Source organism: Blautia sp. AF32-4BH, from assembly GCF_003460565.1.
Taxonomy (GTDB): Bacteria; Bacillota; Clostridia; order Lachnospirales; family Lachnospiraceae; genus Fusicatenibacter; species Fusicatenibacter saccharivorans.
This window is the reverse complement of record NZ_QTVL01000001.1, coordinates 339101-352898: the sequence shown is the minus strand read 5'-3', so window position 1 is coordinate 352898 and position 13798 is coordinate 339101. Positions and strand designations below refer to the sequence as shown.

At 51.6% G+C, this 13798-nt stretch carries 12 protein-coding genes; 2 read left to right on the top strand and 10 right to left on the bottom strand.

The genetic code is table 11. The features are described from left to right. Positions 1-16 precede the first annotated feature (16 nt). From DWZ44_RS01665 to DWZ44_RS01650, 4 genes are all read right to left on the bottom strand, one after another. Complete coding sequence (locus tag DWZ44_RS01665; RefSeq protein ID WP_117804083.1) at positions 17-1822, bottom strand: VirD4-like conjugal transfer protein, CD1115 family; 1806 nt, start codon at positions 1820-1822, stop codon at positions 17-19. Beyond that, on the bottom strand, positions 1819-2295 hold the full coding sequence (locus DWZ44_RS01660; protein WP_055200123.1) for a PcfB family protein: 477 nt from the start codon (positions 2293-2295) through the stop codon (positions 1819-1821). The genes DWZ44_RS01665 and DWZ44_RS01660 overlap by 4 nt, the downstream gene beginning before the upstream one ends. Before the next feature lie 42 nt (positions 2296-2337). Then, the gene (locus DWZ44_RS01655; protein WP_106999785.1) at positions 2338-2550 is read right to left on the bottom strand and encodes a DUF5348 domain-containing protein; all 213 of its coding nucleotides are present in this window, start codon (positions 2548-2550) and stop codon (positions 2338-2340) included. Between the two features lie 101 nt (positions 2551-2651). Continuing rightward, positions 2652-3560: a DUF6017 domain-containing protein gene (locus DWZ44_RS01650; protein WP_196905155.1), complete on the bottom strand. Its 909-nt coding sequence runs from the start codon at positions 3558-3560 to the stop codon at positions 2652-2654. Positions 3561-4044: 484 nt separating this feature from the next. On the opposite strand from DWZ44_RS01650, the gene DWZ44_RS01645 reads away from it, so the two are divergent. Further along, positions 4045-4263, top strand: coding sequence for a hypothetical protein (locus tag DWZ44_RS01645; RefSeq protein WP_147342457.1), 219 nt, complete (start codon positions 4045-4047; stop codon positions 4261-4263). Positions 4264-4351: 88 nt separating this feature from the next. Here the strand turns inward: DWZ44_RS01645 and DWZ44_RS01640 are convergent, their stop codons facing one another. The 5 genes from DWZ44_RS01640 to pfkB all read right to left on the bottom strand — a co-directional run bounded on the left by DWZ44_RS01640 (position 4352) and on the right by pfkB (position 10177). Then, a complete protein-coding gene (locus tag DWZ44_RS01640) occupies positions 4352-5107 on the bottom strand; it encodes a DeoR/GlpR family DNA-binding transcription regulator (RefSeq protein WP_055265168.1) in 756 nt (251 codons plus the stop codon). After that, a complete protein-coding gene (gene ptsP / locus DWZ44_RS01635) occupies positions 5101-6750 on the bottom strand; it encodes a phosphoenolpyruvate--protein phosphotransferase (RefSeq protein ID WP_055265171.1) in 1650 nt (549 codons plus the stop codon). Before ptsP ends, DWZ44_RS01640 begins: the two co-directional genes overlap by 7 nt. 263 nt (positions 6751-7013) lie before the next feature. Beyond that, positions 7014-7271, bottom strand: a complete 258-nt coding sequence (locus DWZ44_RS01630) for an HPr family phosphocarrier protein (protein ID WP_022463097.1) — start codon at positions 7269-7271, stop codon at positions 7014-7016. A 68-nt stretch (positions 7272-7339) separates the two neighbouring features. Further along, positions 7340-9253 carry a PTS fructose transporter subunit IIABC gene (locus DWZ44_RS01625; protein ID WP_117804081.1) on the bottom strand — a complete coding sequence of 638 codons (1914 nt, stop codon included), beginning with the start codon at positions 9251-9253 and terminating at the stop codon, positions 7340-7342. 15 nt (positions 9254-9268) lie between these two features. Beyond that, positions 9269-10177: a 1-phosphofructokinase gene (pfkB, locus tag DWZ44_RS01620; protein WP_117804080.1), complete on the bottom strand. Its 909-nt coding sequence runs from the start codon at positions 10175-10177 to the stop codon at positions 9269-9271. Between the two features lie 351 nt (positions 10178-10528). On the opposite strand from pfkB, the gene DWZ44_RS01615 reads away from it, so the two are divergent. Beyond that, the gene (locus tag DWZ44_RS01615; protein WP_117804079.1) at positions 10529-11320 is read left to right on the top strand and encodes a hypothetical protein; all 792 of its coding nucleotides are present in this window, start codon (positions 10529-10531) and stop codon (positions 11318-11320) included. A gap of 96 nt (positions 11321-11416) precedes the next feature. Here the strand turns inward: DWZ44_RS01615 and feoB are convergent, their stop codons facing one another. After that, entirely contained in the window at positions 11417-13762 is a 2346-nt protein-coding gene (gene feoB / locus DWZ44_RS01610) for a ferrous iron transport protein B (protein ID WP_055265179.1), read from the bottom strand. Positions 13763-13798 lie beyond the last annotated feature (36 nt).

Here is a 13798-nt window from a genome sequence, read left to right as displayed (position 1 = left end):
TTTCTCTATGGCCGCTTTATTCTGCGGCAAAATCTTCCTCCGACAGCTCAATGTCGTAGAGGTCAAAGGGTTCGTCCTCCGTTATCACGCGCCGCTTTTTCCGGCGCAGGGACGACAGGTAGCTGTCCACATCAAAGGTGTTCTTTTTGTCGGCGTCCGAGAGGTATTGATAGCGGGGGTGGCGGGTGATGTCGTATTTCTCACTGAAAAACGGCCTTACGCCGCGCACCTGCAAAATACACTTGCCTCCGTCCATCGTTGCAATTTCGTCTTGGCTCATCAGCTCCTTTCCGAGTTTTTGGTAGTTCAGTCCGTGGGAGGTCTGCGCGCCCCGGTTCTCGCTCTGGTTGTAGCTGTCAATAGTTTCCTTGCCCAGCACCTCCGCGATCTCCTTGGCGTTCTTGCCCCTGCCACTCAGGAACAGCGTACAGTCGCAGTTGTCGGAAATGATTTCCGCCGCGTCCTTGTAAATGGCCTTTAGCTGCGACTGGCTCTGCAAAATAATAGAAGCCGAGATTTCCCGGCTTCGGATAGTGGCGATCAGCTTGTCAAAGTTTGGAATCTGGCCGATGTTGGCGAACTCGTCCAGAATCAGCCGCACATGGACGGGCAGCCGCCCACCGTATTTGTCATCGGCCCGGTCACACAAAAGGTTTATGAGCTGGCTTTGCACCATTGCCAGAATGAAATTAAAGGTCGTGTCCGTGTCCGACATAATCAGGAACAGAGCTGTTTTTTTATCCCCGATGGTGTCAAGTTCCAGTTCGTCGTCCTCCATCAGCTCCCGCACCTCCCGGATGTCAAAGGGCGCTAATCTGGCTCCGCAGCTTATCAAAATGGAGCTGCGGGTCTTGCCCGCCGACAGCAGGAATTTACGGTACTGGCGCACCGCAAAGTGTTCCGGATCTTTTTCTTCCAGCCGTTCAAACATCTGGTCTACCGGGGATTGAAATTCCGGGTCGTCCTCGCGGGCTTCGCTGGCATTTATCATTTCAAGCAGCGTCGTGAAATTCATTTCATCGTCCGGCGCTTCGTACCAGATATAGCCAATGAGGGCCGAATACAAAAGCCGTTCCGATTTTATCCAAAAATCTTCCGCGCTCTTTTCGCCCTCGCCCTTGGTGTTACAGATCAGCGTGTTTACCAGCTTCAAAATGTCCTTTTCCGAATGGATGTAGCGAAACGGGTTGTAACGCATACTCTTGGAAAAGTTAATGGTATTCAGCACTTTTACCCGGTAGCCGCACCGCACAAGGAGCTGGCCCACCTCGCCGATCAGACTTCCTTTCGGGTCAGTAATCACGAATGAGGTCGGGTAGTCCTTGGACACGCACTGCATGAGGTTGGGTTTCACAAAAAATCTCGTCTTGCCGCTGCCGGAACCGCCGATCACCAGCACATTTTTGTTCCGGGCGGTCTTGGGGTCTTTGGGCCGGTTGTTCATGGTGAGGCGTTCCGTCTGGGTCAGGAGGATGTTGTTGTCAAACACCGGGTCGATGTACGGGGCTATATCTTTGGGGCCTCCCCAACGGGCGCTGCCGTACTCGACGCCCCGGCGGTATTTCTTGGCGTTCTTGCTCTTGCAGTACACTATCAGCCGCAATGCCACCGCACCGGCCACGCCCACCGCCAGATCGAACAGGTGGAAGCTGGGGGCGGCGCTTTCAAAGGCAAGGGAAAAGCCGTCCGCAAGGTGCAGCAGCTTTTCCGACAAGTCCGCCCCAGCCGCCAGCCGGTAGGTCTGTCCCAGCTTGCCGAACAGGTACACAAACAGCAGATAGGGCAGGTTGGCGATGATCAGCTTTTTCATTTCCGGCTTCATCGTGACAGCCCCCTTTCCTTGATTTTCTCCTTGGCCTGCTGGCTGCTTCTGGCCGCTGCCTTTTCTTTCAGGACGGCAAGGGTTTTTCGGATGGAGGGGCGTTCCTGCTGTTGGAGCTTCTTGGCTGTAAACTCCTTAAACGCCTGTTCCAGATTGTCCGCCTGCTTGGATTTGAAGATCACGATATACCGGGGCGGATGGGTAGTGCGGTCTTTCCGCAGGGTAAAATCAATGTCGTATTTCTTGGCGCAGGGCTTAAACAGGCCAATGTTGGCGTCGGTGATCTCAATGTTGGACAGGGCGGAACCGTCCTTTTTGAGCTGCCGTAAGCTCTGCTGGCCGTGATGGGCCTTACCCGTCCCTTTCTGCCGGGCGGACAGATATTTTCGGATGGCCGCTTGCAGCACTTGGGCGGTGAGCTTGCCCGTCTTAACCGCTAACGCTATGGTTTTCTGGTCTACTTCTTCCTGCAACTGCTATCCCTCCTTTGGAAAGTCAGCAGGCAGACGGATGGCTTAAATCCGCACCCGCAGGCCGGAGAGGTCGTTGGCATGGATTCCCACCAGATACCAGTTCTCGGCCATTTCAATGCGGGTCGGCCTCCATCTGCCGCCCACCATCACATCAAAAGTTTCTCCGCAGTGCAGGCCGCCGTAATAGTCCGCAAGGTCAAAGCGGATGTCGTAGCGGTCTGTCTGCTCGTCAAAAATCAAAGCACCCTGTTTCATAGGGCCGTCCTCCTTTCTCGTCGTCACAAGCTCCATATCGCTTGTTTCCACGCAAGCGTGAAAAGCTCGCTCATTTCGCTGTTCCTCCTCTCCCCACAAAATCACCGATTTTGCGGGGTTCCCCAACTGCCTGTGTTCATGTCGTGGGCCACCAGCGCCGTGTAATAGCCGTTGATGGTGCTTGGGGCGTTGAACAGAACCGCCAGCAGGTATTTTTTGATGTTCCGTATTTCCGTGGTGTTTTTGCTGATACAGTCAAAGACAAACTCAATGTGAGAACTGTTCAGCTTCATCAGCTTGGATTTCACCAGCTCGGCGGGGTAATCGTCCCCGGCAATGCGGATGGTCTTTCGGGCGCTGCATACGGTTTCCACCAGCAAGTCCACGATCTCGTCCAGCATATCCCGGTCAATCCCCTTGGCGTACTGGCAAAGGTGTTCATACTCGATGTTGTCCTTGATGATCTCCCGATAAATCTCTACGGCGCTCTGTGACTTCGCTCCCGTTCCTTTCCGTTCCGGCGGCGCAGCCGCTTCTTCCCCCAAAGGAGAGGGAGGGGAAAGGATAGGAATGGAATCGGTATTTGATCCATCTGTAATTGATTTCTCTTTACTTGATCTATCTTTATTTAATTGCGTTGGTTTTTCCTGCGTAGGCTTTTCCTGCGTTGGATTATCCAATGTTGGATTTTCCAATGTAGGTGAATCCGGCACAGGCTGGGGCTGTTCGTAAATGATGTAATCCGCCCCGCGCAGGCGGCCTTGGCTGTCACGCTCACGGGAACGCACGATATAGCCCGCCTGTTCCAGCTCCCGGACAGCCGCCCGGATCGCGTCGATCTGCTCCCGGTTGATAAGGGACAAGCCTTTCAGCGTAAAATCCCAATCCTCCGGCAAGGACAGCATTTGCGACAGCAGGCCCTTGGCTTTCAGGGACAAGTCCTTGTTCCGCAGGTGGTGGTTGGACATCACCGTGTAGCCCCGGTTTTTCTCCACTCGAAAAACTGCCATCTCGTCGTCCACTCCTTTCACTTGAAATTTCACCGCGCCGTCAAGGGCGGTGAGCTTGCCCGGCTGGTAGGGACATTCCTCATACACACAAAACTGGTACTTCCAGTGCGGGCGGTAGAAACGGCAGGTGCCGCAGCCCTCCGGCGCTCCGGCCTCGCCACTGTCAAAATGATCTGCGCCCGGCCTCGTCTGCATGAGCTGTTCAAAGGCCCGGTCGCTGCCGGAAGTAAAGTACATAGGCGGTCGCCTCCTTTCTGGTTTTGGGCGCAAAAAAGCGGCGTCCTGATCTCCCCAAAGGGGAAAAGAGAACGCCGCTGTCTGCGGTGTCGTATTCAATTTTCGATGTGTCACTATTTGGGCGGTGGGCTTCACGGGAGGCAGAAGCGTGTCAAAGCTCAATCCGAAAGTAGTAAATCGGTAGTAAATTCAGTTCTTATATCCCGTGAAATGCCCGTATTTCCGGGCTTTTTGGAGATAATCAGAGTTGTTAATGGAACAAAAAACAAACTTTACATCTGACGGAAGTCTGCCAAAAGAAGATTTTGTTACTGCATCGTATTTTTATGGAGGACATTCCTGTGCAGCCTGTTATGCCTGTCTTCACTGGTGTCCCAAGAATGCTACCCTGCTTAAAGTTCCATATTTGAAACATCGTCCGCAGTATCATCATCCAGATGTAACGCTGGCGGAAATCAAAGAATAAGTCTGTAAACGGCGCCCCGGTCCTGCATCCAGATGATCTGCAGGGCCGGGGCGCTTTGCAATTTATGTGCGTGTAAGATGTTGGCTTTTTATTTTCGCTCCGTCTCGCATACGATGATATGTTTGCTCTTCTCATACCCGGGAACTTTCCGGTCCGTGATAAAAATCGGTTTTTCAAAGTCTGCGAAGGTAACGGAACTGATGCTGTTAAATTTGCTTGCGTCACAGAGGACGTAGCACTGGCGGCACTGCTCCATGGCGGTCTTTTTGATTACTGCTTCATTGACATCCGGCGTTGTGCAGCCGCTTCTTCTTGTGACACCGTTGGTGCCGAAAAAGCCTTTGGTGAAATGATACTCCTGGATCGTGCGGATTGCCTGGTTTCCGACGACGGCTTCTGTGGAGCTTTTGAGCTCGCCGCCTACCAGAATGACCTTAAACCCGCGTGATGCCAGCCGCCGTGCGTGGTCAACGGCGTTTGTCACGAAAACGGCGGAGGTTGCCCGGATGAAATCGATCATATGCGCCGTTGTCGTTCCCGCGTCGAGAAAGACGAAATCGTCCGGCTCGATGAGGGATGCCGCATATTCTGCGATTTTCCGTTTGGCATCGCAGTTCAGCTCATTTTTCTGTGCAACGGTGTACTCGTGTGCCGTCACCTTCTGGCCGGCTTCCACGGCGCCGCCGAATACCTTTTCCAGCTTGCCCTCCTTGTCGAGCGCTGTGATATCGCGGCGTACCGTGGACTCCGATGTATCGAGAAGATCCCGGACTTCCGTCACGGTGATGCTTCCCTTTTCCTTTAACAGTTTCAAAATTATCTCATGTCTCTGCTGTGTTAACATTTCTTTCCTGCCTTATATTCTGCCACGTTTGTTTCCAGAATGATCTTGCGGAGCGGAAGGATGCTTCCCGGAGAAACGGAAAGTTCATCTACGCCCATCGCAAGGAACTCTTTTGTCAGCTCCTGGTCAGCGCCGAGTTCGCCGCAGATACCGGCCCAGATGCCGGCTTTGTGTGCATTCTCCACAACCATCTGAATCATGCGCAGGATCGCCGGGTGATGCGGATCAAAGAACGGATCCAGCTTTGTGTTCTGGCGGTCGATCGCGAGGGTGTACTGACTGAGGTCGTTCGTTCCGATACTGAAGAAATCAACCTCTTTTGCCAGCTCATCGCTGATGATGGCAGCCGCCGGGGTCTCGATCATGATACCCTGCTCTGGATTTCCGTACTCAATGCCCTGCTCAGCGAGAGAAGCTTTTACTTCCTCCACAATCGCTTTGATCTGGCGAACCTCGCCGACACTTGTGATCATTGGATACATAATGGCAATTTTTCCATATGCGCTTGCGCGGAACAGCGCGCGAAGCTGTGTCTTGAAGATCTCCGGCCGCGTCAGGCAGATGCGGATCGCACGGCAGCCAAGTGCCGGGTTCTCCTCTTTTTCCATCTCGAAATAATCGCACTGTTTATCGGCACCGATATCGAGGGTACGGATGATGACGCGTTTTCCCGCCATCGTCTCTGCTGCCTGTTTGTAGATACGGAACTGCTCCTCCTCTGTTGGATAGTGATCCTGCTCAAGATAGATAAACTCGCTTCGGAACAGGCCGATGCCGCCCGCGTCGTTCTGCATGACAGCCGCAAGGTCTTTGATGTTTCCGATATTAGCATACAGCAGAATTTTCTGTCCATCCAGTGTAATATTTTCTTTTCCCTTTAAGGTGAGGAGCAGTTTTTTCTTTTCCTCCTCCTCGGTGCGGCGCTTCTGCATGGCAGCAAGAGTCTCCTCGTCCGGATCAACATAGATGGTTCCATCGGATCCGTCCACGATGCCGAGCTTTCCGTCTACGCTCTCATCCAGCGGAAGCGGTGTTCCGACCAGTGCCGGAATCGCCATGGTTCTTGCAAGGATAGCGGTGTGGGAATTTAAAGAACCGTGTACGGTAACAAAAGAAAGAACTTTGTCCTTATCCATCTGTACCGTCTCAGACGGCGCAAGGTCATCTGCCACGATGATCGCCGGTTCGTCGTTTAAGGATGCGTCGGTGTCGTCTCCGTTTAAGATGGAGATCAGACGCTCGGAAATATCCTTTACGTCTGCCGCGCGCTCTCTCATGTAATCATCGTCCATGGCAGAAAACATCTGCGCAAAGTTGTCGCCTGTCGTTGCAACGGCATACTCAGCGTTGACGCCCTGGCTCTTGATAATATTCTCGACGGACTCGTTGTAGCCGTCGTCCTCCATCATCATCTGATGTACCTCGAAGATCGCTGCATTTGCCTCGCCAACCTCTTTGCATGCTTTTTCATACAGAACGCCAAGCTGTGCGATTCCTTTTGCCTTTGCTTCCTCAAACCGTGCCATCTCCGCATCCGGATTTTCTACTTTCACACGTTTTACCTGACGCTCATTCTTTTTGTATACGCGGATCTTTCCGATCGCAATGCCGGAAAATACGCTTTTTCCCTGATAAATCTGCATAAGTTTTCTCCACCTTTGTTCTCGATATCCGAATTTTCTGTCCAGACAGCCGGAGCGTGTTCAAAAAGGATTTCTTAGTTTCAGAAAGTTTTTCAAACACGCTCCTGCCGATTACTATATTGTAATTCTCCAGAGCCCCATCTCAATTCCGCTTACGCTCCATTTCGATGTGGCTTCTCGCCATATGGAATTTCAGAAAAAAGCACTCATTCATGCAAGCATGATTCGCACTTTTTTCTTCCATTCCGCATGGCTCTGTAGAATTATAAGTTCTCTTTCATGAAATTGCTGATTGCTTCGTATGCAGCATCTTCATCTGCTCCATCGAAGGTCAGGGTAACTTCTTCGCCCTGTTTTACAGCCAGTCCCATGATGCCGAAGATGGCTTTGCAGTTCATGGCTTTTCCGTCTTTTGCGATCTTGATATCACAGGAAAATTCTTTGACTGCTTTTACCAGCATTCCTGCCGGACGAGCGTGGATTCCTTCTGGATCTGTTACAACATACTTAAATTCTTTCATGATTTTTTCCTCCCATAGGATCTTTGATATTTTTATTTTACTTTATTTTCTGTCTTTTTTCTACTCTTTTATGCAGCTTTTTTCTTTAAAACCCCAAGCAGAACTGCGGATACCACTGTTCCGATGACAACTGCCACCAGATAAAGCAGCGCATTTCCCATAACCGGTACAACGAAGATGCCGCCGTGCGGTGCCATTAAGGTACAGCCAAATGCCATGGAGAGCGCACCTGCGAGGCCGGAGCCGATGATGCAGGCCGGAAGAACGTGGATCGGGTCTGCTGCTGCGAATGGAATCGCACCCTCGGTGATGAAGGCGAGTCCCATGATGAAGTTGGTCGGACCGGATTCTCTTTCTTCTTTTGTAAATTTATCTTTGAACAGCAGGGTTGCAAGTGCAATCGCACACGGAGGAACCATACCGCCGATCATAACGGATGCCATAATGTCGTAGTTTCCTGCTGCGATGGCTGCTGTTCCGAATACGTAAGCTGCTTTGTTGAACGGGCCGCCCATGTCGATGGCCATCATGCCGCCGAGGATCATGCCAAGGATCAGCTTGCTGGATCCGCCCATGGAAGCAAGACCATTGTTCAGTGCCGTGTTGACGGTTCCCATGATCGGCTCTACAATGAAGAGCATCAGAAGTCCCATCGCAAGGATGCCGACTACCGGGTAAATCAGAACCGGCGCAATCTTTTCGAGTGCTTCCGGAAGTTTCTCACATGCTTTGCGGAGGCCAAGGATAATGTAGCCTGCTGCAAAACCGGCAACGAGTGCTCCAAGGAAACCGGAGGTTCCGCTCGATGCCATCATACCGCCGACAAAACCAAGGGCAAGTGCCGGCCGGTCGCCGATTGCCATGGCGATGTAGCCTGCAAGAACCGGGAGCATGAAGCCGAATGCCACGCCGCCGATCTGTTTGAACATCGCTGCAGCCGGGGTAATCGTACCGAAGTTTGATCTGGCTGCGGCATCAAGGGAGTTCATATCAACAAGAAGTCCGTCGATCAGGAATGCGATTGCGATCAGAATACCGCCGCCGACAACGAACGGAAGCATATGGGAAACACCATTCATCAGCTGGGTGTACAGCTGGTGGCCGATACCGCCGCTGTTCTTCTTCGTGCTTGCTGCGGCTGCCTGCGCATTGCCGCTCTTGTAAACCGGTGCGTTTCCGGACATCGCAAGCTCGATCAGCTCATCTGCTTTGCTGATACCGTCGGATACCTGGCGCTGGATAACTTTCTTTCCGTCGAAACGATCCATCGGAACCTGTGCGTCGGCTGCAACGATGATGCAGTCCGCATCGGCGATTTCCTGTGCAGTCAGCACGTTTTTCGCTCCGCCGGAGCCTCGTGTCTCGACTTTTACGAAGCATCCTTTTGCTTTCGCTGCTTTCTCGATTCCCTCGGCTGCCATGTAAGTGTGGGCAATACCGGTCGGGCAGGAAGTAACGGCGAGAATCTTCACCTGATTTTCTTTTGCTTCCACCGGCTCTGCAAGACGCTCATCTACGCTCTTTTTCTCTTCATCGGCGCGGTCGATAATGGCAAGGAACTCTTCCGGTGTCCTTGCGTTTCGAAGGCTCTTGGTGAACTCTTCATCCATCAGCATCATGGAAAGTTTACTTAAGACATCGAGGTGAACGTTGTCTTTCGTGTTCGGCGCTGCGATGAGGAACAGCAGGGTGACCGGCTCTCCATCGAGAGAATCAAAATCAACGCCGTTCGGGATAACCATGGCTGCAAGGCCCGGTTTGTTTACTGCATCACATTTTCCGTGCGGAATCGCAATTCCCTCTCCGATTCCTGTGGTGCTCTCTTCTTCTCTTGCGTAAACCTGTGCGCGGTACGCATCTTCGTCTGTGATCTTTCCGCTTTTGACCATCAGCGCTACGGCTGCGTCAAGCGTTTCCTGTTTGCTTTTCGGTGCGGCATCCAACGCAATACTGCGGATGTCCAGCAAATCTGTGATTCTCATGAGACGTCCTCCCTCTTATTTTGTAATCTGTTCGTAGACAGATGCAATTTCCTCCCGGGTTGCAAGGTTTTCAGAAAAAGCACTTGCACTTCCCGCTGCGATTCCCATATGGAACGCATGGAGGTAATCTTCTTTTTCCATGTAGCCTGCCATGAATCCGGCTACCATCGAATCGCCTGCGCCGACGCCGTTGATGAGCTTTCCTTTCGGGGCCGGAGCTTCAAAGACCTCACCGGATGCGGCAACGAGAACGGCTCCTTCGCCTGCCATGGAAACCAGAACGTTCTGTGCGCCCTTTTCCTGCAGCTGTTTTGCATACGGAACAACTGACTCTCTTGTCTTTAATTCCACACTGAAAATCTCACCGAGCTCGTGATTGTTCGGTTTGATGAGGAACGGGTGGTACGGCAGAACCTTCATCAGCAGATCACGGGTCGCGTCTACGACGATGCGGACGCCCTTGCCGTCGAGCATTTCCATAATTTTCTGATAGGCATCATCTGCCATGGATGACGGGATGCTGCCTGCGAGGAAGAGAACGTCGCCCTCGCCGAGTGCGGAAAGCTGTTTCATCAGCTCTTCCACTTTTTTCTCCGGGATTTCGGGTCCCTGTCCGTTGATCTCAGTTCCGTCAATGCTCTTTAATTTGACGTTGATGCGGGAATATCCTTCTTCCAGCCAGATGCAGCCGTTTTTAATTCCCATCTGGTCGAGCCGTCCCGCGATTTCTTTTCCGGTAAAGCCTGCCAGAAATCCGAGCGCTGTGCTCTCAATTCCAAGGTTTCCAAGTACGGTCGATACGTTGATTCCTTTTCCGCCCGGAAGCATCAGCTCGGAGCTTGTACGGTTGGTAAGGCCGAGCTTGAAGTCTTCCACCGATACAATGTAGTCCAGAGACGGATTGAATGTCACTGTGTAAATCATATTTCCCTCCTGCTTTATTTTGATCGTGTTTGCTTTGATGAGCTTATTATATCGTCATATTCATTCAAAATCAATCATTAATATTTCATGAATTTTACCTTCTCTTTTTGTCGTATTTGCATAAGTTTAGAGTTTTATGACGGATTCCCCCGTTTTATCGCCCTGTTTTGACCGAGTTTGACTGATCGTCATCTTTTCTTCCTTGTCACGCATCGATCGCTTTATTCTCTCCATTTCGGTCATTTTTTATCAGACACTTTCTGTTCTCATTTTTGTACTTTACTTTTTCCGGATTTGGTACTAAAGTGAAGAGAAATCAAAAAAAAGAATTTCCAGAAGAGGTGATTTTATTTGAAACGATACTATATTCTTCACTATTTTGATCCCGCCAATGTGGGCAGTTTTCTGCTTGTCTCACTGCTCGGCCTGATTCTGGTGCTTACCCTTGTGCTTCTGATTGCAAAATTGCAGATTCAGCGGCAGCTAAAAGAGGAGACAGAGGAAAAAGCGAAAAAAATACGCCGGAAGAAACACCAGCGCAGGCAGTATCAGGTTGTGGAAAGCTTTTATGAGCTGGTTTTCTCCGGCACTTCGATTCTTCTCTTCCTCTCCCTCTATTACATTATCGATGAGCGTCTGCCGCAGATTTCGATGTACTGGGAGAAATATCAGGATGTGGTGCTTCTTGTCTTTATCGTGCTCTCCGTCTTTCTGACAAGCTGGCTCGATGTGGTTCTCGTAAAGCTCACGCATCTTGAGCCGGAGCAGAAAGCATCGGTGCGGCTGATTTCGGTCTTCTATATTGTACTGATTCTCCTGTACATCCGCTTTATCTACGAGGACACGAATTACGACGGCCTGATTCTCTATTTCCTGACACTGACGGTCGGCCGCTTCCTGTATTTCGACTTTACGGTCAAGAGTTTTCTTGAAACGATGCGGGGCGTGTTGGAAAATCTACCGCTTCTTGTCATCATGAGCGCCTACTCCGGTTTCGTGTGCTGGTATGGGTTCCATGTCGGCTTTCTGCTGAAATCAAATGGCGTCATTTTGAGCACCTTTCTTGCCCATCTGTTTATGGACTGCTCGATCTTTCTGCTCCACAAGACAAGAATTTTAAAGCATGTGATACGAAAAATTTAAAACCGGCATTTTTTTACCAGCCATATATCAAAAGCTCTGCAGATCAGAATTTTGCATTTTCTGTTCTGCAGAGCTTTTCTTATTTAATGTTCTTTTTTACATGCCAAACAGCAGTGCAAAGCCATGTACGACAAAAGCTGCCAGCCAGGCGATCACACACTGGGAAACGACAACACCGGCTGCCCATCTGCCGCCAAGCTCCCGCTTGATGGAAGCGACTGCCGCCACACACGGCGTATAGAGGAGGCAGAAAACCAGAAGGCTTAATGCGGAAACCGGTGTCAGAATTTCGGTCAGCTGCGCGGTCGTGCCGAACAGTACGGAAAGTGTGGAGACGACACTCTCCTTTGCCATAAATCCGGTTAGAAGGGCGGTCGATACTCTCCAGTCTCCAAATCCAAGCGGCCGAAAAACCGGGGCGAGACGGCCGGAGACAACGGCGAGAATGCTGTCCTTGGAGTCCTCCACGACATTGAGATGCGTTCCAAAGGTCTGTAAAAACCAGATCACAATCGTGGCAACAAAAATGACGGTGAATGCCCGCTGCAGGAAGTCTTTTGCCTTATCCCACAAAAGCTGTCCGACATTTTTTGCCCCCGGCATGCGGTAGTTTGGAAGCTCCATGACAAACGGAACGGCTTCCCCCTGGAATAAAGTTCCCTGCATCAGCATCGCCATCAGGACAGCCATGAAGATACCACCGAAATACAGAAGAACCATCACAAGGGCACTGTATTTCGGGAAGAATGCGGCGGTAAAGAACGCGTAAATCGGAAGTTTTGCCGAACAGCTCATAAACGGAGTTAATAGGATCGTCATTTTCCGGTCACGCTCGGAAGGCAGGGTGCGGCTCGCCATGACGCCCGGCACGGTACAGCCAAAACCGACCAGCATCGGCACGATACTGCGGCCGGAGAGGCCGATTTTCCGGAGCAGCTTATCCATCACAAATGCCACGCGCGCCATATAGCCGCTGTCTTCCAGAATGGACAGGAAGAAAAACAGGGTGACGATGATCGGAAGGAAGCTTAAGACACTTCCGACGCCGTTAAAAATACCGTCAATCACAAGGGAATGAAGCACCGGATTGACGCCCCATGCTGTCATGGCGCTGTCCACGAGCTCGGTCAGTTTTCCGATCAGAACCTCCAGCACACTCTGCAGCGATGCTCCGATCACATGGAAGGTCAGGAAAAAGACAGCCGCCATAATCCCGGCAAAACATGGCAGAGCCGTATATTTTCCGGTCAGCACACGGTCAATTTTTGTGCTCCGCACATGCTCGCGGCTCTCTTTTGGTTTTACCACGGTCTCACGGCAGACTTTTTCAATAAAATTAAAACGCATATCCGCAATCGCCGCCGCGCGGTCCAGGCCGCGCTCCGTCTCCATCTGACAGACGATATGCTCGAGCATCTCTTTCTCGTTTTCATCGAGGGCCAGCTGCTCCAGGATCAGCGCATCGCCCTCTGCCAGCTTGCTCGCCGCAAACCGCACCGGAATATCCGCCCTTGCGGCGTGATCCTCGATCAGATGCATGATCGCATGCAACGCACGGTGGACGGCACCGCCGTGGTCATTCGCCTCACAGAAGTCCTTTCTGCCCGGTTTTTCCTGGTATTTGGCCACATGGACAGCATGGGCAACCAGTTCATCGATTCCCTCGTTTTTTGCAGCGGAAATCGGGATAACCGGGATGCCAAGTCTCTCTTCCATCTGGTTCACGAGCACAGAACCGCCGTTTTCGCGTACCTCATCCATCATGTTGAGGGCCAGTACCATCGGAACGTCGAGTTCCATCAGCTGCATCGTCAGATACAGGTTTCGTTCGATATTTGTCGCATCTACAATATTGATGATGCCGCGCGGATGCTCGTTCAGAACGAAATTCCGGGTGACGATCTCTTCGCTTGAATACGGCGACATCGAATAAATGCCGGGAAGATCGGTGACCAGCGTGTTTTTCTGGCCGCGGATTTCACCGTCCTTCCGGTCTACGGTCACGCCGGGGAAGTTTCCGACGTGCTGGTTGGATCCCGTTAATTGGTTGAACAGGGTGGTCTTGCCGCAGTTCTGGTTTCCGGCCAGCGCAAAGGACAACAGCTCTCCTTCCGGCAGCGGATGCTCCTCTGCCTTATTGTGGTACTTTCCGCCCTCTCCAAAGCCGGGATGCGGAATTGCTTTCGCATCCGGCTGCTCTTTTTCTTTTACAGCGTCCCGCATCTCATCAATGGCAATCCGTCCGGCATCGGCGAGGCGGAGTGTCAGTTCATAGCTGTGAATCCGCACTTCCACAGGGTCTCCCATCGGTGCATACTTTACCATCGTCACTTCCGCCCCCGGAATGATTCCCATATCTAGGAAGTGCTGCCGCAGCGCGCCCTCTCCTCCTACCGTGCGGACGGTCGCTGTTTTGCCGATCGGCAGTTCTTTCAGTGTCATATATTTCACTCCTTATTGATTCTCATTATCAATAGT

Bases quoted from the DNA above. Each gene is read 5' to 3' on its own strand.
- DWZ44_RS01665 (WP_117804083.1), bottom strand. From the start codon at position 1,822: ATGAAGCCGGAAATGAAAAAGCTGATCATCGCCAACCTGCCCTATCTG.
- DWZ44_RS01640 (WP_055265168.1), bottom strand. From the start codon at position 5,107: ATGTTAACACAGCAGAGACATGAGATAATTTTGAAACTGTTAAAGGAA.
- DWZ44_RS01650 (WP_196905155.1), bottom strand. From the start codon at position 3,560: ATGGCAGTTTTTCGAGTGGAGAAAAACCGGGGCTACACGGTGATGTCC.
- feoB (WP_055265179.1), bottom strand. From the start codon at position 13,762: ATGACACTGAAAGAACTGCCGATCGGCAAAACAGCGACCGTCCGCACG.
- DWZ44_RS01625 (WP_117804081.1), bottom strand. From the start codon at position 9,253: ATGAGAATCACAGATTTGCTGGACATCCGCAGTATTGCGTTGGATGCC.
- DWZ44_RS01630 (WP_022463097.1), bottom strand. From the start codon at position 7,271: ATGAAAGAATTTAAGTATGTTGTAACAGATCCAGAAGGAATCCACGCT.
- pfkB (WP_117804080.1), bottom strand. From the start codon at position 10,177: ATGATTTACACAGTGACATTCAATCCGTCTCTGGACTACATTGTATCG.
- ptsP (WP_055265171.1), bottom strand. From the start codon at position 6,750: ATGCAGATTTATCAGGGAAAAAGCGTATTTTCCGGCATTGCGATCGGA.
- DWZ44_RS01655 (WP_106999785.1), bottom strand. From the start codon at position 2,550: ATGAAACAGGGTGCTTTGATTTTTGACGAGCAGACAGACCGCTACGAC.